Origin of the sequence: Pseudonocardia aurantiaca, from assembly GCF_039526725.1 — a bacterium.
GTDB lineage: Bacteria > Actinomycetota > Actinomycetes > Mycobacteriales > Pseudonocardiaceae > Pseudonocardia > Pseudonocardia aurantiaca.
Map to the genome: position 1 here is coordinate 46,381 of NZ_BAAAJG010000003.1, position 25,636 is coordinate 72,016.

At 71.8% G+C, this 25,636-nt stretch carries 27 protein-coding genes; 16 read left to right on the top strand and 11 right to left on the bottom strand.

What is annotated here, in order from left to right; all coding sequences use genetic code 11:
* Positions 1–2 precede the first annotated feature (2 nt).
* From ABD143_RS04660 to ABD143_RS04700, 9 genes are all read right to left on the bottom strand, one after another.
* Positions 3–524 carry a VOC family protein gene (locus ABD143_RS04660; RefSeq protein WP_343971770.1) on the bottom strand — a complete coding sequence of 174 codons (522 nt, stop codon included), beginning with the start codon at positions 522–524 and terminating at the stop codon, positions 3–5.
* A 316-nt stretch (positions 525–840) separates the two neighbouring features.
* Positions 841–1,245 (bottom strand): PIN domain-containing protein, encoded by a 405-nt coding sequence (locus tag ABD143_RS04665; protein WP_343971773.1) that lies wholly within the window; start codon positions 1,243–1,245, stop codon positions 841–843.
* Entirely contained in the window at positions 1,233–1,496 is a 264-nt protein-coding gene (locus ABD143_RS04670; RefSeq protein ID WP_343971775.1) for a type II toxin-antitoxin system Phd/YefM family antitoxin, read from the bottom strand. Before ABD143_RS04670 ends, ABD143_RS04665 begins: the two co-directional genes overlap by 13 nt.
* A 46-nt stretch (positions 1,497–1,542) precedes the next feature.
* Entirely contained in the window at positions 1,543–2,685 is a 1,143-nt protein-coding gene (locus ABD143_RS04675; protein ID WP_343971778.1) for an alpha/beta hydrolase, read from the bottom strand.
* 84 nt (positions 2,686–2,769) lie between these two features.
* Positions 2,770–3,681 (bottom strand): carbohydrate ABC transporter permease, encoded by a 912-nt coding sequence (locus ABD143_RS04680; RefSeq protein ID WP_343971781.1) that lies wholly within the window; start codon positions 3,679–3,681, stop codon positions 2,770–2,772.
* A gap of 18 nt (positions 3,682–3,699) precedes the next feature.
* On the bottom strand, positions 3,700–4,611 hold the full coding sequence (locus tag ABD143_RS04685; RefSeq protein WP_343971784.1) for a carbohydrate ABC transporter permease: 912 nt from the start codon (positions 4,609–4,611) through the stop codon (positions 3,700–3,702).
* Positions 4,612–4,651: 40 nt separating this feature from the next.
* Positions 4,652–6,076: an N-acetylglucosamine/diacetylchitobiose ABC transporter substrate-binding protein gene (gene ngcE, locus ABD143_RS04690; RefSeq protein WP_343971786.1), complete on the bottom strand. Its 1,425-nt coding sequence runs from the start codon at positions 6,074–6,076 to the stop codon at positions 4,652–4,654.
* Between the two features lie 58 nt (positions 6,077–6,134).
* Entirely contained in the window at positions 6,135–6,893 is a 759-nt protein-coding gene (locus ABD143_RS04695) for a sugar isomerase domain-containing protein (RefSeq protein ID WP_343971792.1), read from the bottom strand.
* The gene (locus tag ABD143_RS04700) at positions 6,893–7,846 is read right to left on the bottom strand and encodes a MurR/RpiR family transcriptional regulator (protein WP_343971793.1); all 954 of its coding nucleotides are present in this window, start codon (positions 7,844–7,846) and stop codon (positions 6,893–6,895) included. The genes ABD143_RS04695 and ABD143_RS04700 overlap by 1 nt, the downstream gene beginning before the upstream one ends.
* 138 nt (positions 7,847–7,984) lie before the next feature.
* Between ABD143_RS04700 and ABD143_RS04705 the strand changes: the two genes are divergently transcribed.
* From ABD143_RS04705 to ABD143_RS04770, 14 genes are all read left to right on the top strand, one after another.
* Positions 7,985–8,449 carry a hypothetical protein gene (locus ABD143_RS04705; RefSeq protein ID WP_343971794.1) on the top strand — a complete coding sequence of 155 codons (465 nt, stop codon included), beginning with the start codon at positions 7,985–7,987 and terminating at the stop codon, positions 8,447–8,449.
* Between the two features lie 232 nt (positions 8,450–8,681).
* Positions 8,682–9,476, top strand: coding sequence for a DeoR/GlpR family DNA-binding transcription regulator (locus ABD143_RS04710; RefSeq protein ID WP_343971795.1), 795 nt, complete (start codon positions 8,682–8,684; stop codon positions 9,474–9,476).
* Complete coding sequence (locus tag ABD143_RS04715) at positions 9,473–10,969, top strand: rhamnulokinase (RefSeq protein ID WP_343971796.1); 1,497 nt, start codon at positions 9,473–9,475, stop codon at positions 10,967–10,969. Before ABD143_RS04710 ends, ABD143_RS04715 begins: the two co-directional genes overlap by 4 nt.
* Positions 10,970–10,992: 23 nt before the next feature.
* Positions 10,993–12,042 carry an autoinducer 2 ABC transporter substrate-binding protein gene (locus tag ABD143_RS04720; RefSeq protein ID WP_343971797.1) on the top strand — a complete coding sequence of 350 codons (1,050 nt, stop codon included), beginning with the start codon at positions 10,993–10,995 and terminating at the stop codon, positions 12,040–12,042.
* Positions 12,042–13,592, top strand: coding sequence for a sugar ABC transporter ATP-binding protein (locus ABD143_RS04725; RefSeq protein WP_343971798.1), 1,551 nt, complete (start codon positions 12,042–12,044; stop codon positions 13,590–13,592). Before ABD143_RS04720 ends, ABD143_RS04725 begins: the two co-directional genes overlap by 1 nt.
* Complete coding sequence (locus ABD143_RS04730) at positions 13,589–14,587, top strand: ABC transporter permease (protein WP_343971799.1); 999 nt, start codon at positions 13,589–13,591, stop codon at positions 14,585–14,587. Before ABD143_RS04725 ends, ABD143_RS04730 begins: the two co-directional genes overlap by 4 nt.
* Positions 14,584–15,663, top strand: coding sequence for an ABC transporter permease (locus tag ABD143_RS04735; RefSeq protein ID WP_343971800.1), 1,080 nt, complete (start codon positions 14,584–14,586; stop codon positions 15,661–15,663). The genes ABD143_RS04730 and ABD143_RS04735 overlap by 4 nt, the downstream gene beginning before the upstream one ends.
* Positions 15,660–16,427, top strand: coding sequence for a class II aldolase/adducin family protein (locus ABD143_RS04740; RefSeq protein ID WP_343971801.1), 768 nt, complete (start codon positions 15,660–15,662; stop codon positions 16,425–16,427). The genes ABD143_RS04735 and ABD143_RS04740 overlap by 4 nt, the downstream gene beginning before the upstream one ends.
* Positions 16,428–16,441: 14 nt before the next feature.
* The gene (locus tag ABD143_RS04745; RefSeq protein WP_343971802.1) at positions 16,442–17,308 is read left to right on the top strand and encodes a sugar phosphate isomerase/epimerase family protein; all 867 of its coding nucleotides are present in this window, start codon (positions 16,442–16,444) and stop codon (positions 17,306–17,308) included.
* 34 nt (positions 17,309–17,342) lie between these two features.
* On the top strand, positions 17,343–17,537 hold the full coding sequence (locus ABD143_RS04750) for a hypothetical protein (RefSeq protein ID WP_343971803.1): 195 nt from the start codon (positions 17,343–17,345) through the stop codon (positions 17,535–17,537).
* Positions 17,530–19,179, top strand: a complete 1,650-nt coding sequence (locus ABD143_RS04755) for a thiamine pyrophosphate-binding protein (protein WP_343971804.1) — start codon at positions 17,530–17,532, stop codon at positions 19,177–19,179. Before ABD143_RS04750 ends, ABD143_RS04755 begins: the two co-directional genes overlap by 8 nt.
* A complete protein-coding gene (locus ABD143_RS04760; protein WP_343971805.1) occupies positions 19,176–19,841 on the top strand; it encodes a 3-oxoacid CoA-transferase subunit A in 666 nt (221 codons plus the stop codon). Before ABD143_RS04755 ends, ABD143_RS04760 begins: the two co-directional genes overlap by 4 nt.
* Positions 19,838–20,500: a 3-oxoacid CoA-transferase subunit B gene (locus ABD143_RS04765; RefSeq protein ID WP_425563738.1), complete on the top strand. Its 663-nt coding sequence runs from the start codon at positions 19,838–19,840 to the stop codon at positions 20,498–20,500. The genes ABD143_RS04760 and ABD143_RS04765 overlap by 4 nt, the downstream gene beginning before the upstream one ends.
* Positions 20,501–20,549: 49 nt before the next feature.
* Positions 20,550–21,323, top strand: a complete 774-nt coding sequence (locus ABD143_RS04770) for an SDR family oxidoreductase (protein WP_343971806.1) — start codon at positions 20,550–20,552, stop codon at positions 21,321–21,323.
* Positions 21,324–21,426: 103 nt separating this feature from the next.
* Here ABD143_RS04770 and ABD143_RS04775 read toward each other — a convergent pair whose 3' ends face one another.
* Positions 21,427–22,167 (bottom strand): SDR family oxidoreductase, encoded by a 741-nt coding sequence (locus ABD143_RS04775; RefSeq protein ID WP_343971807.1) that lies wholly within the window; start codon positions 22,165–22,167, stop codon positions 21,427–21,429.
* Between the two features lie 177 nt (positions 22,168–22,344).
* On the opposite strand from ABD143_RS04775, the gene ABD143_RS04780 reads away from it, so the two are divergent.
* Both ABD143_RS04780 and serS read left to right on the top strand, forming a co-directional pair.
* Positions 22,345–23,577 (top strand): glycosyltransferase, encoded by a 1,233-nt coding sequence (locus tag ABD143_RS04780; RefSeq protein ID WP_343971808.1) that lies wholly within the window; start codon positions 22,345–22,347, stop codon positions 23,575–23,577.
* A 101-nt stretch (positions 23,578–23,678) separates the two neighbouring features.
* Positions 23,679–24,971, top strand: a complete 1,293-nt coding sequence (gene serS, locus ABD143_RS04785; protein WP_343971810.1) for a serine--tRNA ligase — start codon at positions 23,679–23,681, stop codon at positions 24,969–24,971.
* 9 nt (positions 24,972–24,980) lie between these two features.
* On the opposite strand, the gene ABD143_RS04790 is transcribed toward serS, so the two are convergent.
* Entirely contained in the window at positions 24,981–25,613 is a 633-nt protein-coding gene (locus tag ABD143_RS04790) for a TetR/AcrR family transcriptional regulator (protein WP_343971811.1), read from the bottom strand.
* Between the last annotated feature and the right edge of the window lie 23 nt (positions 25,614–25,636).

Consider the following 25,636-nt stretch of genomic DNA (forward strand, 5'->3'; position numbering starts at 1 on the left):
CATCAGGAGGAGAGCAGCGGTTCGCCTTCGAACTTGCCGAGCTCCTCGCGGTAGAACTCGATCCCGATGCCGTTGGGGTCGCGGATGTAGAGGCTGTTGTCGACACCCCGGTCCGGGCCGAGGTACTCGATTCCTGCCGCGTCGAGCCGCTTGCGCGCGGCATCGAACTCCTCGGGGGACGTGGACAGCGCGAGGTGCTGCACGCCGCCGATGGTCTCCGTGAAGTCCGGGTGGTCGTGCCCGGGGAAGTCGAAGAAGCCGAGCAGGTTCCGGTTGCCGATGTCGAAGAAGAAGTGGCTCGAGCCGGCGTAGTCGCGGTTCTCCACCAGCTCGACCAGGGGGAAGCCCAGCAGCCCTTGGTAGAACTGGATGGTCTGCTCCACGTCACGTGCGATCAGCGCGAGGTGGTGCACCCCACGCACCGTGGTGGCCGGCCGCTCCGACGGGGCCAGCAGGTATTTCTCCTTGAGCTCGGCGCGGCGGGCCTTCACGGCCTCCAGCTGGGCGCCCTGCGGCTGTGGCATCGCTGCATCCTCTCGTCGTCGGCCTGGTCGTACCACTCGGAACGCTAGTTGTGCCTGCAACATTCCGGCGAACGGTCCGATCGCGTCGTGAGCATGCAGCGTGCTCGGCTTCGGCCAGCCGGTCGAGCCCCAAGTCCTGGTGTCGGGCCAGGGGCTGGGTGCGCGCAGGCGCCGTCGCGGGTGGTCCGCACCCGTAATCACCGTCCGGTCCTGCCCTACCCCGACTTCGCGTCCATCGCCGCGTTGCTCGACGACCTGCGCCTCGACAAGCTGCGGGTCGAGGCCACTGGCCGTGCTCAAGGCTCGCGGGTGACGCTCAGACCTGCACAAGGCGTACCTGCACGTCAGGCAGCTCGGCGAACCCCGCCTGTTCGTCGGTGGACAGCAGGAGCCGGCGGGTGGCCCGCGCCGTGGCTGCGATCATCAGGTCGTGGGCTCCGCGGGGACGTCCGGAGCGTCGCACGTGGGCCAGCAGCGCGGCGTGGTGCGCCGCGACGGCGGGCGTGTAGTCGACGACGGGCACGACGGCGAGCAGCTCGTCGAGGAACGCGCGCTGGGCCGCCTGCCGCGCAGGGTCGGCGTCGCGCTCGACTCCGGTGAGGTACTCGGCAAGGGCGACGGCCGGCAGCGCGATGTCGTCGCCCGGGCCGAACGCAGCCAGGTCGATCTTCCCGCGGACTGCCTGGACGAGTACCCCGGTGTCGAGGATCAGACGCGCCACGGATCAGCGTCCAGTTCGGCAGGGGCCTCGCCCGCGGTGGCCACTGCGTCGGCGAAGTCGTCGTCGAGCACCAGCTGGCCCTGCCAGCGCCTGAAGACGTCGACCACCGCCCCGCCGTTGGCGCGCGGTGCGGGCACGATCATCGCAACCCGGCGGCCACCCCGGGTGATCACGTAGGTCTCGCCGTCCTCGGCGCCGTCCAGCACCGCGGAGAACCGGCGAGCGGCCTCGGATGCAGAGAGCTCGACCACGGATTCAGATTATCAGAATCGTAGGATCGGATCCCCGAAGGTGGCGTCAGCTGCCGGCCAGCCGGCGCCTGTCGCTCAGCAGCCTGGCCGCCCGCGCACTGCGGCGCGCGGCCGGGCGCATGCTCTCCACCGGGCCGAGCCCTGCGCGCAGAGCGCTCGCGGCGTCGAGGGTGGCGTCGCGGGCTGCCGCGCTCAGCGCGGTGAAGCTCGCATAGCCGTGCACGAGGCCCGGGAACCGCCGGGCGACCACTGGCACGCCCGCTCGGCGCAGCCGCGCGGCCAGCTCCTCACCCTCGTCACGCAGCGGGTCGAAACCCGCCGTCGAGAGGTAGACCGGCGGCATCCGCGAAAGGTCGCGGGCACGCAGGATCGCGCCGCGCTTGTCATCGGACGGAACGCCGTCGGGGAGGTAGAGCCGCTCCAGCTCGGCGAGGTACTCGACGGTGAGCCCGAACCCGGTGCCGAACAGCTCCCGTGAGCCGCCGGTGCGCTCGGCGTCGGTGACGGGGTAGAGCGCGAGCACGAAGGCTGGCACCGGCCGGCCCAGCACGGACTGCTGGTGGGCCACGACGAGCGCGAGGTTGGCACCCGCGCTGTCGCCGCCGACCGCGATCAGGTCGGGGTCGGCCCCGAGGGCCGCCGCGTTCTCCTGCACCGCGCGGTACGCCGCGATGGCGTCCTCCAGCGCCGCCGGGTATGGGTCCTCCGGAGCGAGCCGGTAGTCCACCGACAGCACCCGCACCCCCGACTGCGCGGCGAGCAGCCGGCACAGGGGGTCGGTGGAGGCGAGGCTCCCGAGCACGAACCCGCCACCGTGGAAGTAGACGATCAGCCCGGCGGACTCCGGGACGGCAGGCGGCACGTACAGCCTCGCGGGGAGCGGCCCGACGGCGCCGGGCACCGCAAGGTCCTGGGCCTCCACGACGTCGAGCAGGCTGTCGGCCACGAGCTCGGCGGCGAGGTCGGCCTGGCGCCGCTGCTCGGCGAGCGCAACCTCGTCGACGGTGCCGCCCTCAGAGCTGTTGAGCAGCCGGTCGACCCAGCCGAGTAGCTGCAGGTCGAGGTCGAGTTCCTGCCCGTCCAGCCGGATCGGGGCGCCGGCGAGTGTGCGTTTGACGCGCGACGGAAGCCCGAACAGGACGCGAAACCCCCACCGCAGCGCCTGCACGCGCACCTTCACGCCTGCCACGCCAGCACAGTACGCCGCAGGATCGGCTCCTTCAGCGTGGCGCAGGACACGCGCCGGGAAAGGCATCCCGATCAGTACGGACGGCTACTTGAGTGCTCCCACGTTGAGTCCTTCCTGGATGCGGCGCTGGAACACGACGTAGACGGCAATCACCGGGAGCAGGGCGATCACCAGGCCGGCGAAGAGCGCGCTCCAGTCGGAGCGGTAGCCCTGGTTGGCCGCCAGCACGGCGAGCCCCTGCGAGAGCACGTACCGGTCGTTGTCCGGCATGAGCACCAGCGGCAGCAGGAACTGGTTCCACAGGCCCAGGAAGTTGAGGATGCCGACGCTGATCATCCCCGGCCGGGCAAGCGGCAGCATGATCCGGAAGAACGCGCCCGCGTGCGAGCAGCCATCGAGCATCGCCGCCTCGACGAGCGCCCCAGGGAGCGTCTTGAAGAAGCTCGTGAGGAAGAAGACCGTGAACGGCAGCGCGTACGCGGTGTAGACGAGGATCAGGCCGTGGTAGGTGCCGAGCATCCCCACGTTCTGCACCACGAAGAACAGCGGCACGAGCGCGAGGAAGATTGGGAACGTCATCCCGGCGACGAACGTGTAGTAGATGACGTTGCGCCCCGGGAACTCGTACCGCGCCAGCACGTAGGCCACCATCGCGCCGAGCAGCATCACCAGCACCACCGCCGCGCAGACGACGATCGCGCTGTTGAGGAAGTAGCGACCGATGTTGGCCGTGGTCCAGGCCCGCACGAAGTTCTCGACGTGCCACTCGGTTGGCAGGCTCCATGGGCTACTGAAGATCTCGCGGTCGGACTTGAACGCCGTCATCAGGGCCCACAGCAGCGGCACCGCCACCAGCACGGCCCACACCACCAGGAACCCGTGGGAGAACACGTTGAGCGTGCGTTCGCCCGCCGAGCCGTCCACGCCGCCGCGGTTGCGCGGCCTGCGCGCCGGTGCAGGCCGCGTCGCGGCAGGCGCCGGGGTCTCGATCGCCATCACAGACTCCTAGTAGTCCTAGTACTCGACCCGCTCTTTGTTGCCCATCCGCAGCACGATCACGGCGAGCACCAGCGTCACCAGGCAGAGCGCGACGCCGATCGCTGAGGCGTAACCGAACCGGCCGTCCGTGAACGCGGTCCGGTAGAGGTACTGCGCGACGACCTCCGTCGACCCGTCGGGCCCGCCGTCGGGCAGCATCACCTGCAGCAACGCGAACCCGTCCAGCACCATGATCCCCAGGTAGATGTAGGAGGTCTGGATGCTGTCGGTGATCATCGGCAGCGTGACGTGCCGGAACGTGCGGAACCGGCCGGCGCCGTCGAGCACGGCCGCCTCGAACACGTCCGTGGGAAGCGACTTCATCGCCGCGCTGAACACCACGTAGTAGAAGCCGACGGCGCCCCAGATCAGCACCGCCATCACCGCGGGCAGGGCGAACGTGGTGTCGCCCAGCCACGCGCGGGTCAGCCAGTCGAACCCGACGATCCGCAGCAGCCCGTTGAGCAGGCCCGCCTCTGGGTTGTAGAAGAAGGCGAAAAGCACACCGGCGATGACCAGCGGGACGACGTGCGGGAAGAAGAAGATCACCTGGTAGAAGCGCGATCCACGCACGCCGCCGCGGGCGACCGAGCCGCGCCTCCCCGCCACCGTGGTCATGGTGGCGAGGAAAAGCGCGATCACGATCGTGACAGCAGGGACGACGAGCAGCATGAGCCCGTTGTGCCCCATCGCCCGCCAGAACCGGGCGTCGCCGAGTAGCTCCGCGTAGTTCGCGAACCCGATGAAGTTCTGCTCGGCCGAGAAGCCCCGCCAGTCGGTCATCGAGATGTAGAACGCCTGCAGGTACGGCGACACCACGAAGACGATGTAGAGCACCAGCGGGACGACCAGGAAGCTCGCGATGAAGCGGTACTTTCCGTAGCGCACGGCGACCCCAGTATCCGGTCCGGTCAGCGGCTGTACTTGATCAGCGGCTGTACTTGGTGATGCTCGCGTCCGCGGCGAGGCGGTCGGTCTCGGTCTGCATGGCCGAGAGGAAGCCGTTCGCGTCGGTGCGGCCGGCCAGCAAGTTGCCCATCTCGGTCTTCAGCAGCGTGCTGTACGAGGCGTACCAGGTGCGGAACTGCCAGCTGAAGACGTTGCTGCCGGCGGCGGCGAGGCCCGCCGACAGCGACTCGAGCGCGGGCGTCTTCTGGATACCGTCGGTGGCCCCCTTCACGCCGGGCACCGAGGCGGTGAGCTCGGCGAACTTCGAGGCGCCCTGCTTGGACAGCATGATCCGCAGGTACTCCATCCCGCCGTTGACGTTCTTGGCCCGGGCGGGCACGAGGAACGCCTCGGCGGGCTGGGTGCGCAGGGCCGCGACCGGCATCGACGAGCTGCTGTCGAGCACCGGCACCGGCGCCATGGTCATCGTGAAGTCCGCGGGCGAGATGCCCTTCATCTCGTTCTCCAGCCAGGAGCCCGAGACGTAGAACGCCGCCTTGCCCTGCACCCACGAGGTCTGCGCCTCGGTGTGCTTGAGAGCCTCGGAGCCGGGCATGAAGTAGCCCTTGCGGACCATCTCCTCGACGCGCTGGGTCGCGGCGACCACGGTGTCCTGCTTCCAGGAGCCCGGCTCGAGGTTGTCGATCTTCGTGACGACGTCGATGCCGCCTTGTTTGATGGCCGAACCGAGGTTGAGGTCGAGGACGTAGTCCGCGGCGTTCGTGCCGCCGTAGGCGAACGGAGAGATGCCGGCGGCCTTGATCTGCTCGGAGAGCGCCATCATCTCGTCCCACGTGGTGGGGACCTGCCAGCCGTGCTGCTCGAAGAGCGGCTTGGAGTACCAGACTGCGTAGGTCTCGTAGACGTAGTTGAGCGCGACGAACTTGTTGCCGAAGGTGCCCTGCTCGATCACGCCGGGGAGCAGCGTGTCGCGCACCTTCACGTTCGGGTCGTCGTAGGACGGGGCGTCGAGCAGTTGGCCGAGGTCGGCGACCTGGTTGTCGTTGACCAGCACGGCGTACTCGATCTTCTGGGCGCCGGTGTCATCGAGCACGTCCGGCGGGTTGCCCGCGACGAACCGCGGCTGCATCTCCGGGCCGATCTGCGTCGTGGCGGTGTGCTTGACGGTCGACTGCGGGTACCGGTCCTTGTAGAGCTGCTCGTGGACCTTGGCGTAGTCCTCGCCGTACCCACCGTTGAAGATCACGACGTCCAGGGGCGCGTCCGCGGCCACCCCCAGCGGGTTCTGCGCGCTGACGGCGCCCTGCGCGGCCGTGCTCGGGCCGCCCCCGCCGGTCGCGCACGAGGAGAGCAGGCTCGCTCCGGGCACGGCGAGCAGACCGGCCGCGGCCAGTCTCTGCAGAAACTGCCTGCGGTCAAGTCCGGCGGGACGGGGCCTGTCCATGACTTCCTCCTGGTCGATGCTTCGGGTCTTCTTTCGGCCACCTGGCCGGACTGCGTCTTCAGGCCGGACGGCGGATGCGGCCCGCGTAGCGCGCTTCAAGCGCGGAGTTGTGGGCGTCGCCTTCCGGCACGTTCGCCGAGAGATAGACGGGTGGGGTCTCGCCGGCGGCGAGCATGGTGCGCACGACCTCGGCCACCACCATCTGCGCGAGCAGCGCGGCCGTGATCGACGAGACCGCGCATACGGCGGTGCCGCCCGCGTCCAGGACCGCGTCGCCGTAGGGCGCGCCGTTGTCGAGCACGACGTCGGCCAGCTCGAACAGGCGCAGCCCCGACGGGTGCCGGGAGGTCACCCGCGAGGTGTGGGCCATCGAGGTGACCGCGACGAGCGGGTGGCCGTGCTCCTTGACCGCGTGGGCGAGCTCGACCACGGAGCCGTTGCCGCCCGAGTTCGACGCCATCACGAACACATCGGCCGGGTGCGGACCGGTGAGGTCGTAGAGCCGCCTCCCCACGGCCGGATCACGTTCGAGGTAGTCGGTGAACAGCACGCCCGGCGGCTCGCCGCCGAGCAGCACGAGGTCGCGGATGGCGATCATGTTCGTCGGCACGAGGCCACCGGCCCGGCCGGAGATCTCCATCGCCAGCGCCTGCGAGTGGCCTGTGCCGAAGGCCTGCACGACCCCACCGGCGCGCAGGCCTTCGACCAGGTGGCCCGCGGCCTTGCTGACGGCCCCGGCCTGGCTCGTGGCGACCCGCCGCACCGCCTCCTCCGCCGCAGCCGCGAAGGCGGGCGCGGAGACTCCGGGGTTCGGCATCAGGCACCTCGCTGCGGGTCGGCGGGACGGGCGCTGCGGCCGCGCGGCTCGTACGGCGTGCGGTGCTGCGCTACGGCGTCGGCCGTGCGGGCGAAGGTGTCCTTCGCCCGCTCGTGGGTGCGCTGCGCGACGGCGAGGTAGAGCAGGTCCAGCACGAGGAACTGGGAGTGCCGGGCCGACATCTCGCCCGACCTGTACGACGTCTCGCGGACCGACGTGCACAGCAGATGGTCGGCCACCTCGGCGATGGGCGAGGTCGAGAAGTTCGTGATCGCGACCGTGGCCGCCCCGCTGGCCTTGGCCTGCGCGAGCATCTCGACGGTCTCCTTGGAGCGCCCGCTGTGCGACAGGCCGATGGCCACGTCGTCGCGGCCGAGCAGGGCAGCGCTCGTCAGGCCGTTGTGCACGTCCGACCACGACCACGAAGCAATGCCGATGCGGTGCATCCGCATCTGCATGTCCTCGAATACTGCGGCGCTGCCGCCGACGCCGTAGAAGTCGACGCGGCGGGCGGCGACGAGGGCGTCGACCACCACCTCGATGGTGCGCAGGTCGAGCCCGGCCGCCGTCTCGTGCATGGCCTGCAGGTCGACGGCGAGCAGGGTGCGGAGCACGCGTTCGATGGGGTCGGTCGGCAGCACGTCGGCGCCGATGCCCACCTCCCAGCCGGCCTGGTCGGCCCGGCCGATCTCGGTGGCGATGCCGACCCGCAGCTCCGTGTAGCCGCCGAGCCCGACGCTCCGGCAGAAGCGGGTGACGGTGGCGGGCGAGGTGCCGCTGCGCTCCCCCAGCTCGACGATGGTGGCCCGGGAAGCCCATGCCGGGTCCTCCAGGATCACGTTCCCGACCTGCCGCAGGGCCCCGGCGAGACCGGGCAGCACGCTGCGCATGTGCACCAGCAACTGGCCGGAACCCGTCTCCACGGACGGGTCCGATCCAGCGGTGAGGGACATGGGAAACCTTTCGAGGCACGGCGAGGTGGGTGAAAATTTCCACCGAGGACGCCCACACGTCAAGACTGCGGTAAGACATTTCTGTAACGGATGGGTCCCTGAGTACCCGTCCCGCTGCGGAGCGCGATACTCCTGATCATGCGACTCCGTCCGCCATCACTCCCGGCCATCGGCCTGGCGCTCGCCGCAACCGGGCTGGTGGCGGCGTGCGCGGCCCAGCCCGCGGCGGGCCTGCCGGCCGCCGCTCCGGCGCCCCCGACCGCCACATCGGCTGCCGCGCCGACGACGGCGGGCCCGACCGCCCCGGCCGTCACCAGCAGCGCGGCCGAACCGGGCGTCGAGTCCGTGAGCTGCGGCGGGGTGGGCCCGAGCGGCGGCGACCAGGTCGACCTGATCGCCGACGACACCCCGGCGGGCCGGGTCGGATGCACCGAGGCGATCAACGTGATCACCGACTACTACCGCGACGCCCCGACCATGTCGGAGGGCACCGCCCATTACCTCGTGGTCCAGGGCTGGGCCTGCATGGCCGACACCGGCGCCTACGGCAGCGGATCGATCGGGTGCAGCCGGGAGGGCCTCGCCTTCCATACCGAGCCCTGACCCTCCGCAGCAATCGCCCACGAAGTTTCGCGCGCGCGTCCGCGGGACCACGAGTCGAGCGCCTGACCGGCGCGCCCCGCCGAAAGCGGCTACGGCGCACCAGCGAAAGTAGACCGAAGGCAAACGAAAGTGACGCACCACCGCGTTCTCGCTCGTTCATTGACGTGTTGCGCGCATGTTTCCTAGGGTCCGCCCTAGGTGACCCGGGTCACCGGCGCGGGGGGTGGGTCCAATGGCGGGCATCGCGGAGCACGAGCGGCAGCAGGAGGTGCTGCGCCTGCTCGACACCGACGGCCGGGTGAGTGTGGCCGACCTCGTCCGCAGCTTCGGCGTCACCGCGGTGACGATCCGCAAGGACCTGGAGGTGCTGGAGCGCCGTCACCTGCTCGTCCGCGTGCGCGGTGGGGCCGTCAGCGCCGAAGGCGCCGACGAGGGCGCGTTCGAGATGCGGCTGCGGCACGGCACCGCGGCGAAGACCGCGATCGCGAGAGCAGCGGCGGGCCTCGTCCCCGACGGCGCGGCGATCGCGCTGGACTGCAGCACCACCTGCTACTACCTGGCCCACGAGCTGCGCGGGCGGCGCAGCCTGATCGTCGTCACCAACGGGCTGCGCGCGGCCGAACTGCTCAGCGACTCCGGCGTCACCGTGGTGCTTCCCGGCGGCACGCTGCGCCGGTCCTCATGGTCGGTGGTCGGGGACTTCGGCGACGTCGTGATGAGCCGCGGCCGGCTCGCGATGGGCTTCTTCGGCGTGCGCTCGATCTCCCGCGAGCACGGGCTGATGGAGCTCTCGGTCGAGGAGACCGCGGTGAAGCGCAGGCTCGCCGCCGCCTGCACGCAGCTCTACGGGCTCTTCGACTCCACCAAGATCGGCCGCTTCGCCCTGCACAGCTTCGCCCCGACGAACCGGATCACCGCCCTCTACACCGACGACGGCGCCCCGCCAGACGCGCTGGCGGGCTTCACCGGGCTCGGTGTCGCCGTGCACCGCGTGCCCGTCGAGGCGGCGGCCGGAGGTGCGGCGTGAGCCACCGGACGGTGACGGCGGTCGATCTCGGCGCCGAGAGCGGGCGGGTTGTCCTCTGCCGCTTCGACGGGAAACGCATCGATCTGCAGGAGGTGCACCGGTTCCCGAACGGTGCCACCGAGGTGGACGGCCACCTGCGGTGGGACGTCGACCGGCTGTGGGCCGAGATCGCCGACGGGCTCGGGCACGCCGGGCAGGCCGCCGGCCGGATCGACAGCGTCGGCGTCGCGACCTGGGGCATCGACTACGGCCTGCTCGACGGCGACGGCCGGGTGATCGACCGCCCGGTCTCCCACCGCGACCCGCGCACGAACGGTCTCCTGGCGGAGGCCGCCGCGCGCGTGGGGCGGGAGCGGCTCTACGACGAGACCGGCACGCAGCTGCTGGAGTGCAACACGATCTACCAGCTGCTCGCCGACGTGGCCGAGGACCGATTGGCCAGGGCCGCGCGGCTGCTGATGGTGCCCGACCTGTTCCACCGCCGCCTCTCCGGCAGCGCCGTCGCGGAGTTCACGGCCGCCACCACCACGGGCGCCTACGACGTCAGCGGCAGGCGGTGGGCCACGGGACTGCTCGACGACCTGGGCATCCCCACACACTTGCTCCCCGAGGTCGTCGAGCCGGGCACCGACCTCGGGCCGGTGCGCACCGGCGCGGTCGACCACTCCGCCTACCAGCACGCTCGCGTGATCCTGCCGGGCAGCCACGACACTGCGTCGGCGGTGGCGGCGGTGCCGTTCACGCACCCGGACGCGGCGTACGTCTCGTCCGGCACGTGGTCGCTCGTCGGGGGTGAGACGACCGCGCCGGTGGTGACCCCGGCGGCCAGGGCGGCGAACCTCACCAACGAGGGCGGGGTGTCCGGCACCAACCGGCTGCTGCGCAACGTCACCGGTCTGTGGGTGCTGCAGGAGTGCAGGCGGCAATGGCAGCAAGAGGGTGTGCTGCTGACGTACACGGAGATCGTCGCGCGGGCCGAGGAGGAACCCGCGCGGGGCAGCCACGTCGACATCGACCACCCCGACTTCCTCGCACCGGGCGACATGCCCGCGCGCATCCGCGCGTACTGCCGCCGGACCGGGCAGCCGGAGCCGGAGGGCGTCGGCGGGATCGCCCGGTGTGTGCTGGAGAGCCTGGCCCTGCGCTACCGCACGGCGGTCACGGCCGTGGGTGACGTGACCGGCCGGCCGGTGCCGCAGGTGCACGTGGTCGGCGGCGGCGCGCGCAACACCCTGCTCAACCAGCTGACCGCGGACGTCACGGGCCTCCCGGTGGTCGCGGGGCCCGTGGAGACCACCGCGTTGGGCAACGCGCTCGTGCAACTCGTGGCGCTGGGCGAGCTGGCGGGGCTCGCCGAGGCGCGTGAGGTGGTGCGGGCGGGCGAGCCGGTCGAGCACCTCGAACCGCGGTCGGGCGACGGCTGGGACGGGATCTACCAGGAGTTCCTCGCGCGTATCGCGCAGGACGACGAGATGGCCGGCACGTCCGCGTGAGGCGGACGAGGAAAGGAGCGATCATGCGATCGACGACGCTCAGCAGACGCTCGGCTACGGCCGTCGCGGCCGTGGCGCTGGCAGCGCTGACCGCGCTCACGGGTTGCACGCAGCGCAACCCCGACGCCGGTGCGGGCGGCGGCGGAGGTGGTGCCTCGGCGGACCGCGTGACTGTGGCGTTCGTGCCGAAGCTGCAGGGGATCCCCTACTTCGAGGCGATGAACACTGGCGGCCGGCGCGCCGCGCAGGAGCTGGGCATCGACTGGATCTACCGCGGCGCCTCCACCGCCGACCCGGGTGCGCAGACCGAGATCGTGAACTCGCTGATCCAGCAGCGCGTCGACGTGCTGGTGGTCGCCCCGAACGACCCCGACTCGATGGCCCCGGTGCTGCAGGAGGCCAAGGACGCCGGCATTCATGTGATGACCAGCGACACCGACGCGCCCAATTCGGTGCGCGAGGCGTTCGTCAACCAGGCGACGGCCGAGGGCATCGGCACGGCGCTGACCGACTCGCTGCTCGAGGCGATGGGCGGCCAGGGCAAGTACGCGATCGTCTCCTGCGGGCAGACCGCGGCGAACCTGAACTCCTGGATCGAGGTCCAGCGCCGGGTCACGGCGCAGAAGTACCCGAACGCCCAGATCGTGGACGTCGTCTACGCGGGTGAGGACGAGGCGCAGTCGGTCTCCATGGCCAAGGACCTCATGAACGCCCACCCCGACCTCACCGGCCTCGTCGGCGAGTGCACGGCATCGGCGCCGGGCGTCGCGAAGGCCGTCACCGAGGCGGGCAAGGTCGGGCAGGTCTTCACCGTCGGGCTCGGCACGCCGCAGTCGATGAAGCAGTACCTGGACAACGGTTCGTCGTCCGCGGCGATCCTGTGGGACGTCGAGCAGCTCGGCTACCTGACCGCGTGGGCCGGCAAGCAGCTCGCCTCCGGCACCCCGTTCCAACAGACGAACAGCGTCAACCCGCAGCTCAACGCCGTCCAGTGGACCGACTCGGACAAGATGCTGCTGCTCGGCGACCCGCTGCGGATCACCACGGACAACGTCGACCAGTACAAGTACTGATGTCCCACTCATCGCCCCACGTGCTGCTGGAGCTGCGGGGCGTGCAGAAGCGCTACGGCGGGGTGCGCGCGCTGCGGGGCGCGGACTTCGAGGTTCTCGCCGGCGAGGTGCACGCGCTCGTCGGCGAGAACGGCGCCGGCAAGTCAACGCTGATCAAGATCGTGTCCGGGGCCGAGGTCGCCGACGAGGGCACTGTCGAAGTGGACGGTGTCCCGCTCGCCGGTGGCAGTACCCAAGCCGCGATGGCGGCCGGTATCGCGACCGTCTACCAGGAGCCGCACCTGTTCGGCGAGCTCACGGTAGCCGAGAACGTGTTCCTCGGACGCGAGCTGCGGGCCGGCGGGCGCGTCGACTGGACGGCCCAGCGCACGCGGGTGGGCGAGCTGCTGGCGCAGATCGGGCTGGACCCGGAGATCGGCGACGTGCGCGTCGCCGATCTCCCGGTGGCCGAGCAACAGCTCGTCTCGATCGCCAAGGCGTTCGCGCACTCGGCGAAGGTGCTGATCCTCGACGAGCCGTCGGCGATCCTCACCGACCGCGAGATCGAGGTGCTGTTCGGTGTGGTGCGCAACCTGCGCGCGGCCGGCGTCGGGATCGTCTACATCTCCCACCGCCTCGACGAGCTGGCACACATCAGCGACCGGGTCACCGTCATGCGCGACGGGGCGGTGGTGGCGACCCGGCCGACGCGCGAGCTGTCGGTGCGGCAGGTGGCCGAGCTGATGGTCGGGCACGAGCTGAGCACGAGGGCCACCGACCGGGCGGTTCCGGCCGGTGACCCCGTGCTCGACGTGGCAGGCCTCGGCCGGACGGGCGCCTTCGAGGGGCTCGACCTCCAGGTGCGCCCGGCCGAGGTCGTCGCGCTGTACGGCCTGGTCGGTTCGGGCACGAGCCCGATTGCCAGGGCGCTCTACGGGATCACCCCGGCCGACACGGGCGCCGTGCGGGTGGACGGGCGCGAGGTGCGGTTGCGCAGCCCGCAGGACGCGGCCGCCGCCGGCATCGCGATGCTCCCCGGCGACCGCAAGCAGCAGGGGGTGTTCGCGAACAAGTCGATCGCGTTCAACATCAGCAGTGCCCACCTGCGCCACCTCGCCCGGCTGGGCTTCTGGTTCGACCGCGCCAAAGAACGGTCGATCGCGCTCGACTTCCTGAAGCGCATCGCGATCAAGGCCCCTAGCCCCGACACGGTGGTCGGGGCGCTGTCGGGCGGCAACCAGCAGAAGGTCGTGCTCGCCCGGCAGCTCGTGCGGGCGCCGCGGGTGCTGCTGCTGGAGGAACCGACGCAGGGCGTGGACGTGGGCGCCAAGGAGGAGATCCACCGCCTGGTGCTGGAGCTCGCCGACGGCGGCAGCGCAGTTCTCGTCATCTCAACAGATCTGCCGGAGGTGCTCCAGATCGCCGACCGGGTGCTGGTCGTGCGGCGCGGCGCGGTGGTGCGGGAGTTCGGGCGCGGCGCGAGCCAGGCCGACGTGCTCGCCGCCGCGGCGGGCGACGACGGCGGGGCGCCCGCCGTGGTCGGCGCCAGAGCGGACGGGGGCGACCGGTGACCGCCACCGCGACCGCCCCTAAGCAGGTCCGGCGCCGGCGCCGGGTGCGGGCGATCGAAGGTCAGGAGCTCGCGCTGATCGCCGTGACCGGGCTCCTGTGGGTCGTGCTCTCGGTCGCCACCGACACGTTCCTGACCTCGGGCAACATCCAGAACATCCTGTTCACGGTCGCCCCGATCGCGCTGATCGGGATCGGTATGACCGCGGTGATCGTCACCGCCGGGATCGACGTCTCGGTCGGCAGCCAGGCCGCGGTCGTGATGGTGGTGATCGCACTGCTCGTGCGGGACGCGGGCCTCGCGTTCGTGCCGGCACTCGCGGTCGCGATCGTCAGCGGGCTCGTGCTGGGCGCCGTCAACGGGCTGCTGGTCGCCTACGGCGGCATCCACCCGATCATCGTCACGTTCGGGACGCTGAACATCTACCGGTTCGTCGCGCTGCAGATCTTCGGCAGCGAGCAGGTGGCGGGGGTGCCGGGCACGTTCTCCCCGATCGGTGGGGGCGCCGAAGGGCGCCTGCTGGGCGTGCCGACGGCGTGGTGGCTGACACTCGTGCTCGCCGCCGGCATGTGGGCCTACATGCGGTTCTGGGCCACCGGCCGGCACCTCTACGCCGTCGGCGGCGACGCGCTGGCCGCGCGCCTGGCCGGGGTGCGGGTGCGGCGGCGACAGATCAGCGCCTACGTGCTGACGGGAGCCTGCGTCGGGCTCGCGGCGTGTGTGCTGATCGGCAGCGGCGGGCTGGTGCAGCAGAACGTCGGCAGCGGGCTGGAGCTGCGTGTGATCGCGGCCGTCGTGATCGGCGGAACGAGCATCATCGGCGGCCGCGGCACGGTGCTGGGAACGCTGCTCGGCGCACTTCTCGTCGGCACGGTCACCAGCGCCGTCACGCTGCTGAGCTGGCCAAGCGAGCTGACGCAGCTGTTCATCGGGCTGTTCATCCTCGTGGCGGTCGGGGTCGACCTGCTGCGTGAGCGGCGGAGGAGCACACGATGACCGAGACGCAGGTGCCTCCCACACCCGTGAACGGCAGGGAGGAGCGCGGCGAGAGCCTCCCCGCGCGGGTGCTGCGGGTCGCGCTGACCGAGCGCGTGGTGCTGCTCGCAGTGCTGCTCGTCGTCGTGGTGGTGTGGTTCCGGGTGCTCGGCGACGGCGGTTACCTCGTGGCGCCCTACGACGTGCGGTACCTGGGCAACGCGCTCGAGTCGATGGTGCCGTTCGCGCTGCTCGCCATGGCCGAGCTGTTCGTGATCGTCTCCGGCCGCGGCGGGATCGACCTGTCCGTCGGGGCGATCGTGTCGCTCGCCGGGATGGTCTTCGGGCTGACGGTGGGGGTGTGGGGGTGGCCGCTGGTGCCCTCGGTGGTGGCGTGCATCGCCGTGGGCGCGCTGCTCGGCGCCGTCAACGGGGCGCTCGTGGCGTACCTGCGATTCCCCGCGCTGATCGCGACGCTCGCCACGTACTACGCCTACAGCTCGATAGCCCTGGTCAGCAACGCCAACGCCCCCATCTCCACCCCGCCGGTGGTGGCGCTGCACGGGCTCACCCGCAACGTCGACCTGCCGCTGCTGCCGCCGGTACCGCTGCACGTGTTCACGATCCTGCTGCCGTGCGCGGTGCTCGCGTGGGTGCTGCTCTCCCGCTCGACCTACGGGCGCTCGCTGTACGCGGTGGGCACCAACGACGTCGCCGCCGGGTACGCCACGCAGCGGGTCACCCGCACGCGGTTCAGCGCCTACGTCATCTCCGGGCTGCTCTCGGGGGTCGTGGCGCTGGTGACCGTCGCGCAGTTCGCCTCTGCCCGGCCCGACGCCGGCACGGTGGGCAACGGCATGGCACTGCCGGCGATCACAGTGGCGGTGCTGGGTGGGGTGGCCATCCAGGGTGGGATCGGCCGCGTCGGGGGCGTGCTCGTCGCGGCGCTGCTCGTCACGTGGCTGAACGCGGGGATGCTGCTGGCCTTCGAGGGTTCGGAGGGCAGCCGGTACCAGCTCCTGGCGCTCGGGCTCGTGCTGGTGCTGTCGGCGCTGCTCAACACGCTGGCGCTCCGGCGCTACGGGCGGCTCTCGTGACGTTCGCGGCCCGGCCGTCGGACGTGCCGGCCGAGCTGGTGGCGCTCACCCGCAGGCTCGGCGACCCGGCCGCCGACCTGGTGGTGCTGGCCGAGGGAAACACGTCGACCCGACTCGACGGCGACCGGTTCGCCGTCAAGGCCAGCGGCGCGCGGATGGACGCCGCCGAGGCGGAGCACTTCGTCGTGGGCGAGCTGGCCGAGCTGCTTGCCGTGCTGGACGGCGGGGCGGCCGACCAGACCGACCAGGCCGACCTGACCGGCCTGCTGGCGGCCGGGGACGCGCGGGCGTCGATCGAGACGCTCGTGCACGTCGCCGCGCTCGCGGCAGGCGCGACCTGGGTGGCCCACACGCACCCGACTGCCGTCGTGGGGCTGCTGGCGGTGACCGACGCGGAGGCCCTGTGGTCGGCCCCGTTCTTCCCGGACGAGGCCGTGATGCTCGGGGAGCCGGTCTGGGTGCCGTACGCGACGCCGGGGATCGCGCTCGGGCTCGCCGTGCACGCGGCGATCCGCGACCGGCTCGACCGCGACGGCACGCCGCCCCGGCTCGTGCTGCTGGGCAACCACGGGATCGTGGCCCTCGGCTCCACCGCGAGTGAGGTCGAGACCGTGACCACGATGGCGGTCAAGGCCGCCCGCGTCCGGGGGGTGGCGCTCGCCGCCGGCACCCCGGCCCCGCTCGACCCGCAGCACGCCCGCGAGCTCGCCTGCCGGCCCGACGAGTCCGCGCGGCGCGCGATGCTCGGCCGCTCCCGCACTTGATCACCGGAGGTCATATGAACCCGCCCAGAAACCCACTCGGCATCCATGCGCTCGTGTGGGCGGGCGGCTGGTCCCGCACCGAGTGCGAGCACGCTGTCCGCAGCACCAGGGAAGCCGGGTACGACCTGATCGAGATCCCCGCGCTCGACCCGGCCGCCATCGACGCCGGGCACACCCGTGCCGTGCTGGCCGACCACGGCGTGCGGGGTGTCTGCTCGCTCGGGCTCGATCTCGACGCCGACATCTCCTCCCCCGACCCCGACGTCATGCGGCGCGGGGACGCGAAGCTCGCGGACGCGCTCGCGGTCGTGGCAGGCATCGGCGGCGACTACCTCGGCGGCGCGGTTTACTCGGCGCTCGCGAAGTACGACCACCCGCTCCACCCGCGCGGCCGCGAGAACATGATCGCCGGGCTGAAGCGGCTCGCCCGCGCCGCCGCCGACCACGGGGTGACGGTCGGGCTGGAGCCGGTGAACCGGTACGAGTCCAACGCGATCAACACCGTGGCGGACGCGCTCGCCGTGATCGAGGAGGTCGGCGAGCCGAACGTCGTCGTGCACCTGGACGTCTACCACGCCAACATCGAGGAGCGGGACTTCGTCGCGCCCGTCGTGGAGGCGGGAGACAAGCTCGGGTACGTGCACATCGGCGAGTCGCACCGCGGATATCTCGGTACGGGCACCATCGACTTCCCGGCGTTCTTCGGCGCGCTGAAGAGCTCCGGCTACACGGGCCCGGTCACGTTCGAGTCGTTCTCGCGGGCTGTCGTATCGCCGGATCTCTCCGACCGGCTCGCCGTGTGGCGGGACCTGTGGACGGACGGCATGGACCTGGCGAAGCAGGCGCGGCAGTTCATCGCGGCGGGACTTGCGGGCGACTGACGGGTATCGGTTGCCGGTGGCCCTTCGAGGGGCCGTGGACAACCGATACTCGCGATCAACACCCCAGCTCTACGAGGTGCCGCTCACAGTTCTCCCGTTCAACGGCAACCAGGAGGTGCTGACCCCCTCCTTGGGGGAAACTCGGTGGCCACGGCCTCGACGAGCGGCACAGCTCGCGGCGCTGTTCACCGAGACCGAGCAGACGTTCCAGGGAGTGGCCGGTGGCTGAGGTCGGGGCGGACCGCGGAGCGACCGGGCTGGTCGACGCCTTGCGCGAGCTGGGCGTCGAGCTGGCGTTCGGGCTGCCGGGCGTGCACAACCTGCCCGTCTGGGAAGCGTGCGCGGCGGCCGGGATCCGGCTGGTCGGGGTGCGGCACGAGCAGGCGGCCGCGTACGCCGCGGACGGCTACGCGCGGGCCACCGGGAAACTCGGGGTCGCGGTCGTGACGACCGGCCCCGGCGCGGCCAACACGTTGGGCGCCACCGGCGAGGCGATGACATCCGGTGCGCCGGTGCTCGTGATCGCCACGGACATTCCGTCGACGCTTCGACGTCCCGGCGTGTACCGGGGCGTGCTCCACGAGACGCGCGACCAGGCGGCCATGTTCGCGCCGGTCACCAAGGCGGCCACGACCTCTGTCGCTGCCGCCGACCTCTACGCCGACGTGCTGGCGGCAGGGCGGACGGCGCTGCGGGCGCCCACGGGGCCGGTCTACCTGGGAGTGCCGACGGACCTGCTTAACGCGCCGGTCGCGGAGCGCACACCGGCCGCGCCGCTGCCCGCGGGCCCGCCGGAACCCGATCTCGCCGCGGCGCTGGCGCTCGTCGCGCGGGCCGAGCGTCCGCTGCTCTGGGTGGGCGGCGGGGCGCTGCGCGCGGGCGCGGGCGACGCCGTGGGCCGGTTCGCGGAACGGCTCGCCGCCCCGGTGATCACGACCTACAACGGCCGCGGCGTGCTGCCGCCGAACCACCCGTGCCTCGTGCCGGGCCCGGCCCACGTCCCCGCGATCGGCGCGGTATGGGACAAGGCCGACCTCGTCATCGCCATCGGGAGCGACTTCGATGGCATGACCACTCAGAACTGGCGGATGCCGCAGCCGCCCGCGTTGCTCGCCGTGAACATCGACGCAGCCGACGCTGGGAAGAACTACCGGCCCGACCACGTCCTTACCGGCGACGCGAGGGCCGTGACGGAACGCCTCGCCGAGGCGGTGCCCCAGCGGGACGGACACGGCGAGCTCGCTTCGAGCATCGCGGGGTTGCGCGCAGCCGTCACGGCCCTCGTGCGCGACGAGGAGCCGCAGGCGGCGCTCCTGCTCGACGCGCTGCACCGGCTGCTGCCTCCCGACGCCACGGTCCTCGCCGACATGTGCATCGCGGGGTACTGGCTCGCGGCGTTCCACCAGGTACCGGGACCGCGAAGGTTCGCATACCCGATGGGCTGGGGCACGCTCGGCTTCGCCTTTCCCGCCGCGCTCGGTGCGGCCGCGGCAGGCACGGGCAGGGCCGTCGCTGTGGTCGGCGACGGCGGTTTCCTGTTCGCGTGCGGCGAGCTGGCCACCGCCGTGCAGGAGCGCCTGCCGCTCACCCTGGTGCTCGTCGACGACGGCGGCTACGGGATGCTGCGCTTCGACCAGGTACAGGCCGGGGTCCCCACGCGCGGAGTCGACCTGGTGACACCCGACTTCGGCGCGCTCGCGGCCGCGTTCGGCGTGCCGGCCGAGACCGTCGACGGCTTCGGCAGCGCGTTCGAGGCCGCGCTCACGAAGAGCCTCGACACCGACGGCCCGCACCTCGTGGCTGTGCGAGCCGTACTGACCCCGCCCCCGTCGACGTCCCCCCGGTGGTACCGCGCGAAGGAGAAGCATTGATCGACAAGAGGGTACCGACGCTCGCCGAGGCCGTGGCAGGCGTGAAGGACGGTTCCACGGTGCTGATCGGCGGGTTCGGCAACTCCGGTGTGCCGGTCGAACTCGTGCACGCGCTCCTGGAGCTCGGCGCGGGCGACCTCACGATCGTCACCAACAACGCGGGCAGCGGCGAGACCGACATCGCGGCGCTGATCCGGGAACGCCGGGTCAGCAGGATCGTCTGTTCGTACCCGCGGTCGGCCGGGTCGGTCTGGTTCGAAAAGTTCTGGCGGGCGGGTGAGATCGAGCTCGAGCTGGTGCCGCAGGGCACGCTCAGCGAGCGGATGCGCGCGGCCGGGGCCGGCCTCGGCGGCTTCTTCACCCCCGCCGGTGCCGACTCGCCGCTCGCGGACGGCAAGGAGGTTCGGGTGATCGACGGACGGCGGCATGTCTTCGAGAAGCCGCTGCCCGCCGATGTGGCGCTGATCAAGGCCGACCGCGCGGACCGTTGGGGCAACATCGTCTACCACAGCGCGGCCCGCAACTTCGGTCCCGTGATGGCAACAGCGGCGGCCCTCACCGTGGTGCAGGTGCGCGAGTTCGTGGAGCTGGGCGCACTCGACCCGGAGGCGATCGTGACCCCCGGGATCTTCGTCGACCGCGTGGTGGAGGTGTCCGCGTGAAGCTCGCACCCATCGAAATGGCCCGCAGGGTGGCCCTCGACATCCCCGACGGCTCCTACGTGAACCTGGGGATCGGGCTGCCGACGCTCGTCGCCGACGTCGTCCCGGCGGACCGCGAGATCGTCTACCACAGCGAGAACGGGATCCTCGGGATGGGACCGGCGCCCGAGCCGGGCACCGGCGACCCGGCGCTGATCAACGCGGGGAAGCAGCCCGTCACGCTCCTCCCCGGCGGGGCCTACATGAACCACACGGACGCCTTCGTGATGATGCGCGGGGGCCACATCGACATCACCGTGCTCGGCGCCTTCCAGGTGTCCGAGCGCGGCGATCTCGCGAACTGGGCCACGGACGAGGCGACTATGCCCCCGGCCGTCGGCGGGGCGATGGACCTCGCGGTCGGAGCGCGGCGCGTGCTGGTGATGACCTCCCACACCACGAAGGACGGCAGGCCGAAGCTGCTGCCGGCGTGCACCTACCCGCTCACCGCCGCGGGTGTGGTGGACCGCATCTACACCGACCTCGCCGTGCTCGACGTGACGGACTCCGGGTTCCTCGTTCGGGAGCTGGTGCCCGGGGTCTCCGCCGACGAGCTGCAGGACCGCACTGCCGCCGAGCTGACGTTCGCCCCCGACCTCGTCGCGCTGACCCCCGTCTGACCGCGGAACCGGGCCGATGGCTTGGGAACAACGATGGTTGACTCGGGCCATGGACACCGGACTGAAGGGACGCACCGCCGTCGTACCCGGCGCCAGCACGGGCCTCGGCCTTGCCGTCGCCCGCGCGCTCGCCGCGGAGGGTGCCAACGTCGTGCTCGGCGGGAGGCGCGGAGATCTCGTGCGCGCCGAGGCGGAGAAGCTGCCGTCGGCCGTCGGCGTGGAGGTCGACCTGACCGATCACGGCGCCGCCGCGGCGCTCATCGGAGCCGCCGAGGGGCGCTTCGGCCCCGTGGACGTGCTCGTGCTCAACGGCGGCGGCCCGCCGCCGGGCCGGGCCGAAGACTTCACCCCGGAGCAGCTCACGGTGGCGATCGAGCTGCTCGTGCATCCCCACCAGCGGCTCGTCGCGGCCACCCTGCCGGGCATGCGCGAGCGCGGGTTCGGCCGGATCGTCGCGGTCGGGTCGAGCGGGGTGCAGCAGCCGATCGACGGGCTCGTCGCCTCCAACGCCGCCCGCGCCGCGCTGGCGGGCTACCTCAAGACGCTCGCCGCCGAGGTGGCCGCCGACGGCGTCACCGTCAACATGGTGCTGCCCGGCCGCATCGACACCGACCGGGTCGGTGTGCTCGACCGGGCCAACGCCGAGCGATCCGGCATCAGCGTCGACGAGGCGCGGGCCCGCTCCGAGGCGTCGATACCGGCCGGCCGCTACGGCACCCCGGAGGAGTTCGCGGCGGTCGTCACGTTCCTCGCCTCGGCCGGAGCCGGGTACGTCACCGGCGAGCAGGTGCGCTGCGACGGCGGGATGGTGCGCGCCCACTGACCCAGGCGCATGGCGCAGGGGGCGCACCCTCAGGGGCGCTGCCGCCGTATCGAGCCAGCCCGCCGGTACCTCGGAGCGGACGAGGCGATTTCGACACCGCCCTTCAGCCGCGGCCCACGAACGGCATCGCCGTCGCCGTGATCGTCATGAACTGGACGTTCGCCTCGAGCGGCAGCCGCGCCATCATCAGCACCGCGTCCGCCACGTGCGCCGGGTCGAACGTCGGCTCCGGGCGCACACTGCCGTCGGCCTGCCGCGCGCCCACCGCGATCCCTGCCGTCATCTCGGTGGCGGCGTTGCCGATGTCGATCTGCCCGCAGGCGATCCGGTACGGCCTGCCGTCGAGGGAGAGCGACTTCGTCAGCCCGGTGATCGCGTGCTTGGTGGCGGTGTAGGCGGCGCTGCCCGGACGCGGGGTGTGCGCCGAGATCGACCCGTTGTTGATGATCCGCCCGCCCCGCGGCTCCTGCGCGCGCATCGCCGCGAACGCCTCCCGAGCGCAGAGGAACGAGCCGGTGAGGTTCGTGGCCACGGTGGCGTTCCAGTCCTCCACGCTGATCTCGTCGACCGAACCTGCGGGGCCGAACATCCCCGCGTTGTTGACAAGCAGGTCCACCCGGCCCCAGGTCTGGCGGACCGCGCCGAAGAGCTGCGCGACCGACTCGGCGTGCGCGACATCGGTGGGCATCACGAACGCCTGGGCGTGACCAGCGGCCGTCTCCTCCAGCGCGTCACGGCGGCGCCCGGCAAGCGCCACCCGGTAGCCCGCGCCGAGCAGGCCGGCCGCCACCACCCGTCCGAGCCCTGATCCCGCCCCGGTCACCACCGCCACGTCGCCGTCCATGGAGCAATGATCCGTCAGTGGGGCCGTGCGACCACACAACCCGTCCGGCCGGCAGCCAGCTCGGCCGTCCGGACGTCGACATGTGTGACAACTTAGTCACCTATCTGTCGCCTGTCACGCCTGCGCACGTGGCGCCGGCTAGAGGAAGAGGGGAAGATCGGTTTCGAGGGGGAACATATGCGGATCGTGATCGTCGCGGTGGGCACGTGGGGCGACGTGGGGCCGTACACCGGGCTCGGGACGCGGCTGCGGACCGCCGGACACGAGGTGGCCATCGCCGCGCACGCGCCGTTCGAGGCGATGGTGCGCGAGCGAGGGCTCGACTTCCGGCCGCTGCCGATGGACATCCGCGACGAGCTCGGCTCGACGGAGGGGCAACAGGTGCTCCGGACCTCGCCGCTCGCGATGGGCCGGTTCATCCGGATGTACGCGCGGCACTGGGTGACGATGGCCGAGGCCACCGAAGCGGCCGTGGATGGCGCCGACATTGTGCTGACCTCGGCGATGGGCTGGCTCGGCGTGCACGTCGCCGAGGGCAAGGGCATCCCGAGCGCGGGCGTGTACCTGCAGCCCATGGACCCGACGGGCGAGTTCCCGCCGTGGCTCGTCACCACCCGTTCGCTCGGCCGGTGGGGCAACCGGACGGCCGCACGTGCCGCCCGCACACTGGGCATGCTGCCGTTCCGTAACGCCGTGAACGGCCTGCGCGCCCGCCTCGGCCTGCCGTCCTCGACACCCGGCGCATTCTTTCGTCACCTCGACGAGACCCACTGGCCCGTGTTCTACGGAATCAGCCCGACCGTGCTCCCGTCCCCGGTGGACTGGCCGCCGCACCGGCGGACCGTCGGCTACTGGTGGCCGGAGCGCACGCCGGGGTGGGAACCCGACCAGCGCCTCGTGGACTTCCTCGCCTCCGGCCCGAAGCCGGTGTTCGTCGGCTTCGGCAGCATGTCCGGCGGCGATGCCGCGCAGCTCGGCGAACTGGTGCTGACGGCGCTGCGGCGCGCGGGGCTGCGCGGGGTGCTCCAGCAGGGCTGGGGCGGGCTCGCCGGTGCCGGCGACGACGTGCTCGCCATCGGCGAGACACCCCACGACTGGTTGTTCCCGCAGATGGCCGCCGTCGTGCACCACGGTGGCGCCGGGACCACGGCGGCCGGGCTGCGCGCCGGGGTACCAGCTGTCCCCACGCCGCTGGCGGCCGACCAGCCGTTCTGGGCCAACCGGCTCGTCGCGCTCGGCGTCGCCCCGCGGTCGCTCCCCTACCACCGGCTCGATGCCGGCGCCCTCGCCGACGCGCTCCGCGCTGCGACGGGCGAACCGTCCTTCGCGGCGCGCGCCCGCGAGCTGGCCGGGCGCATCGCCGAAGAGGACGGTGCGGGCGCACTGATCGAGGGACTCCCCCTCAGGTAGCTCTGGCGGCAATGCCGGGAGCGCCTTTCGGAGGTGCGCTACCGTCGTTGTACGCGCGCCACCAGGAACGGCACGCTTCCACTACGAGAAGGCTGCAGCTGATGCACGATGCCCGCACCCTGCTCGACCTGGGCGAGGACGCTGTCCGACGCCTGGCTCGGCGGGGTTATGCACTCGACCTCACCACGATCGAAGAGCTGTTCACCCGGCGGAACTCCTCGATCAAGAGTGCGGACGAGCTGCGGGCGGAGTCCAAGCAGGTCGCCCGTGAGGTCGGGAAGACCGCCGCCTCCGGAGGAGATGCGACCGAACTGAAGGAGCACGCGCGGGTGCTCAAGGAGCAGATTCGCGCGATCGAGGCCGAGGGCGAGAAGGTCGAGGCCGAGCTGCGCGACCTCCTCCTCAGCATCCCGAACTTCCCCGCCGACGATGTCCCGGACGGACTGTCCGAGCAGTTCAACGTCGAGGTCCGCAGACACGGCACGCCCCCGTCGTTCGACTTCGAGCCCCGCGACCACGTGGACCTCGGCGAGGCCATGGGGATCTTCGACTTCGCCCGCGCGGCCAAGCTCTCGGGCTCACGCTTCACGGTCACCCGAGGCGCCGGGGCCGTGCTGGAACGGGCGCTGGCCACGTTCTTCCTCAACCTGCACACGGGCCGGCACGGGTACGAGGAGGTCTCGGTACCCCACCTGGTGAACCGGCAGACCATGACCGGCACCGGCCAGCTGCCGAAGTTCGAGGAGGACCTGTTCCGCACCGGTGTCGCGGACCGCGAGCTCTTCCTCATCCCAACGGCGGAGGTCCCGCTCACCAACCTGCACGCCGCCGAGACCCTCCCCGCGGAGGAGCTGCCGTACGCGTACACGGCGTGGACGCCGTGCTTCCGGTCGGAGGCCGGGTCGTACGGGCGCGACACCCGCGGCATCCTGCGGCTGCACCAGTTCAGCAAGGTCGAGCTGGTGCGCATCAGCCGCGCGGAGGACTCGCGCAGCGAGCTGGAGACGATGGTCGGGCACGCCGAGGCGTGCCTGAAGGAGCTCGGCCTGGCCTACCGGGTCGTCAGCCTCGCGGCCGGCGACCTCGGCTTCAGCGCACAGATCACCTACGACATCGAGGTGTGGCTGCCGAGCCAGGAGACCTACCGCGAGATCTCGTCCTGTTCGGACACCGGCACGTTCCAGGCCAGGCGCGCCGCCATCCGCACCAGGACGAAGGACGGGCAGCGAGCGTTCGCGGCCACGCTGAACGGTTCCGGCCTCCCCATCGGGCGCACGATGGCGGCGCTGCTGGAGCAGCAGCAGCAGGCGGACGGCTCGGTGGTCATCCCCGAGGTGCTCGTGCCCTACACCGGCTTCCGCGTGATCGGCCCGGACGGCACTCCCCAGAGCTGACGCTCACCGTCACGCGCTGGTGCAGTCCCGTGAGTCCCGTGTGGCTCGGGCTCCGAAGCCCGTCGACGCCGGCGGCGGCAGGGGATCGTCGGACGGGCGCATGCCGGCCATGAGCAGGGCGAGGTAGCGGCGCGGGTCGGCGTTCGCTGGGTCGTCGGCGCGGGCGGTGGCCAGTGCCATCACGACCACGGCGGCAAGGTCGCGGACCGTGATGTCAGGGCGCACGCGCCCGGCGCGCTGCGCCGCCACGAGGACGTCGCCGAGCTGGTGCAGGTACCGCTCGGCGACGGTCACCGTGACGGCGCCGGTCTCCCTCGCGATGCCGAGGAGCACGCGGTGGGTGGCGAACGCGTCCAGGGTGCGCACGAGGGCCGTGGCCAGTGCATCACCCGGGTCCTCGGCCGCCCGCGCGGCAAGCGCGAGCGGCTCGACCTCCTCGACGAAGAACGTCGTGAAGGCCTCCCTGATCAGCCCGTCGCGCCCGCCGAACAGGCGGTACAGCGTGGCGATGCCGACGCCGGCCCGCTGCGCGACCTCGTCGAGCGACACCGCGGCGCCGACCTCCTCGAACGCGAGGATCGCAGCGCGAACGACACGGGCGGAGTTGCGCTGCGCGTCCGCACGACGCGGTTGCACATGCACCGGGGCACGCTAACAGCGGCCGA

What these genes read in the sequence shown, in the direction of transcription:
- ABD143_RS04680 (WP_343971781.1), bottom strand. Translation starts at nt 3,681, where the DNA reads ATGGCGATCGAGACCCCGGCGCCTGCCGCGACGCGGCCTGCACCGGCG.
- ABD143_RS04660 (WP_343971770.1), bottom strand. Translation starts at nt 524, where the DNA reads ATGCCACAGCCGCAGGGCGCCCAGCTGGAGGCCGTGAAGGCCCGCCGC.
- ABD143_RS04705 (WP_343971794.1), top strand. Translation starts at nt 7,985, where the DNA reads ATGCGACTCCGTCCGCCATCACTCCCGGCCATCGGCCTGGCGCTCGCC.
- ABD143_RS04770 (WP_343971806.1), top strand. Translation starts at nt 20,550, where the DNA reads ATGGACACCGGACTGAAGGGACGCACCGCCGTCGTACCCGGCGCCAGC.
- serS (WP_343971810.1), top strand. Translation starts at nt 23,679, where the DNA reads ATGCACGATGCCCGCACCCTGCTCGACCTGGGCGAGGACGCTGTCCGA.
- ngcE (WP_343971786.1), bottom strand. Translation starts at nt 6,076, where the DNA reads ATGGACAGGCCCCGTCCCGCCGGACTTGACCGCAGGCAGTTTCTGCAG.
- ABD143_RS04735 (WP_343971800.1), top strand. Translation starts at nt 14,584, where the DNA reads ATGACCGAGACGCAGGTGCCTCCCACACCCGTGAACGGCAGGGAGGAG.
- ABD143_RS04745 (WP_343971802.1), top strand. Translation starts at nt 16,442, where the DNA reads ATGAACCCGCCCAGAAACCCACTCGGCATCCATGCGCTCGTGTGGGCG.
- ABD143_RS04725 (WP_343971798.1), top strand. Translation starts at nt 12,042, where the DNA reads ATGTCCCACTCATCGCCCCACGTGCTGCTGGAGCTGCGGGGCGTGCAG.
- ABD143_RS04720 (WP_343971797.1), top strand. Translation starts at nt 10,993, where the DNA reads ATGCGATCGACGACGCTCAGCAGACGCTCGGCTACGGCCGTCGCGGCC.
- ABD143_RS04710 (WP_343971795.1), top strand. Translation starts at nt 8,682, where the DNA reads ATGGCGGGCATCGCGGAGCACGAGCGGCAGCAGGAGGTGCTGCGCCTG.
- ABD143_RS04695 (WP_343971792.1), bottom strand. Translation starts at nt 6,893, where the DNA reads ATGCCGAACCCCGGAGTCTCCGCGCCCGCCTTCGCGGCTGCGGCGGAG.
- ABD143_RS04700 (WP_343971793.1), bottom strand. Translation starts at nt 7,846, where the DNA reads ATGTCCCTCACCGCTGGATCGGACCCGTCCGTGGAGACGGGTTCCGGC.
- ABD143_RS04775 (WP_343971807.1), bottom strand. Translation starts at nt 22,167, where the DNA reads ATGGACGGCGACGTGGCGGTGGTGACCGGGGCGGGATCAGGGCTCGGA.
- ABD143_RS04780 (WP_343971808.1), top strand. Translation starts at nt 22,345, where the DNA reads ATGCGGATCGTGATCGTCGCGGTGGGCACGTGGGGCGACGTGGGGCCG.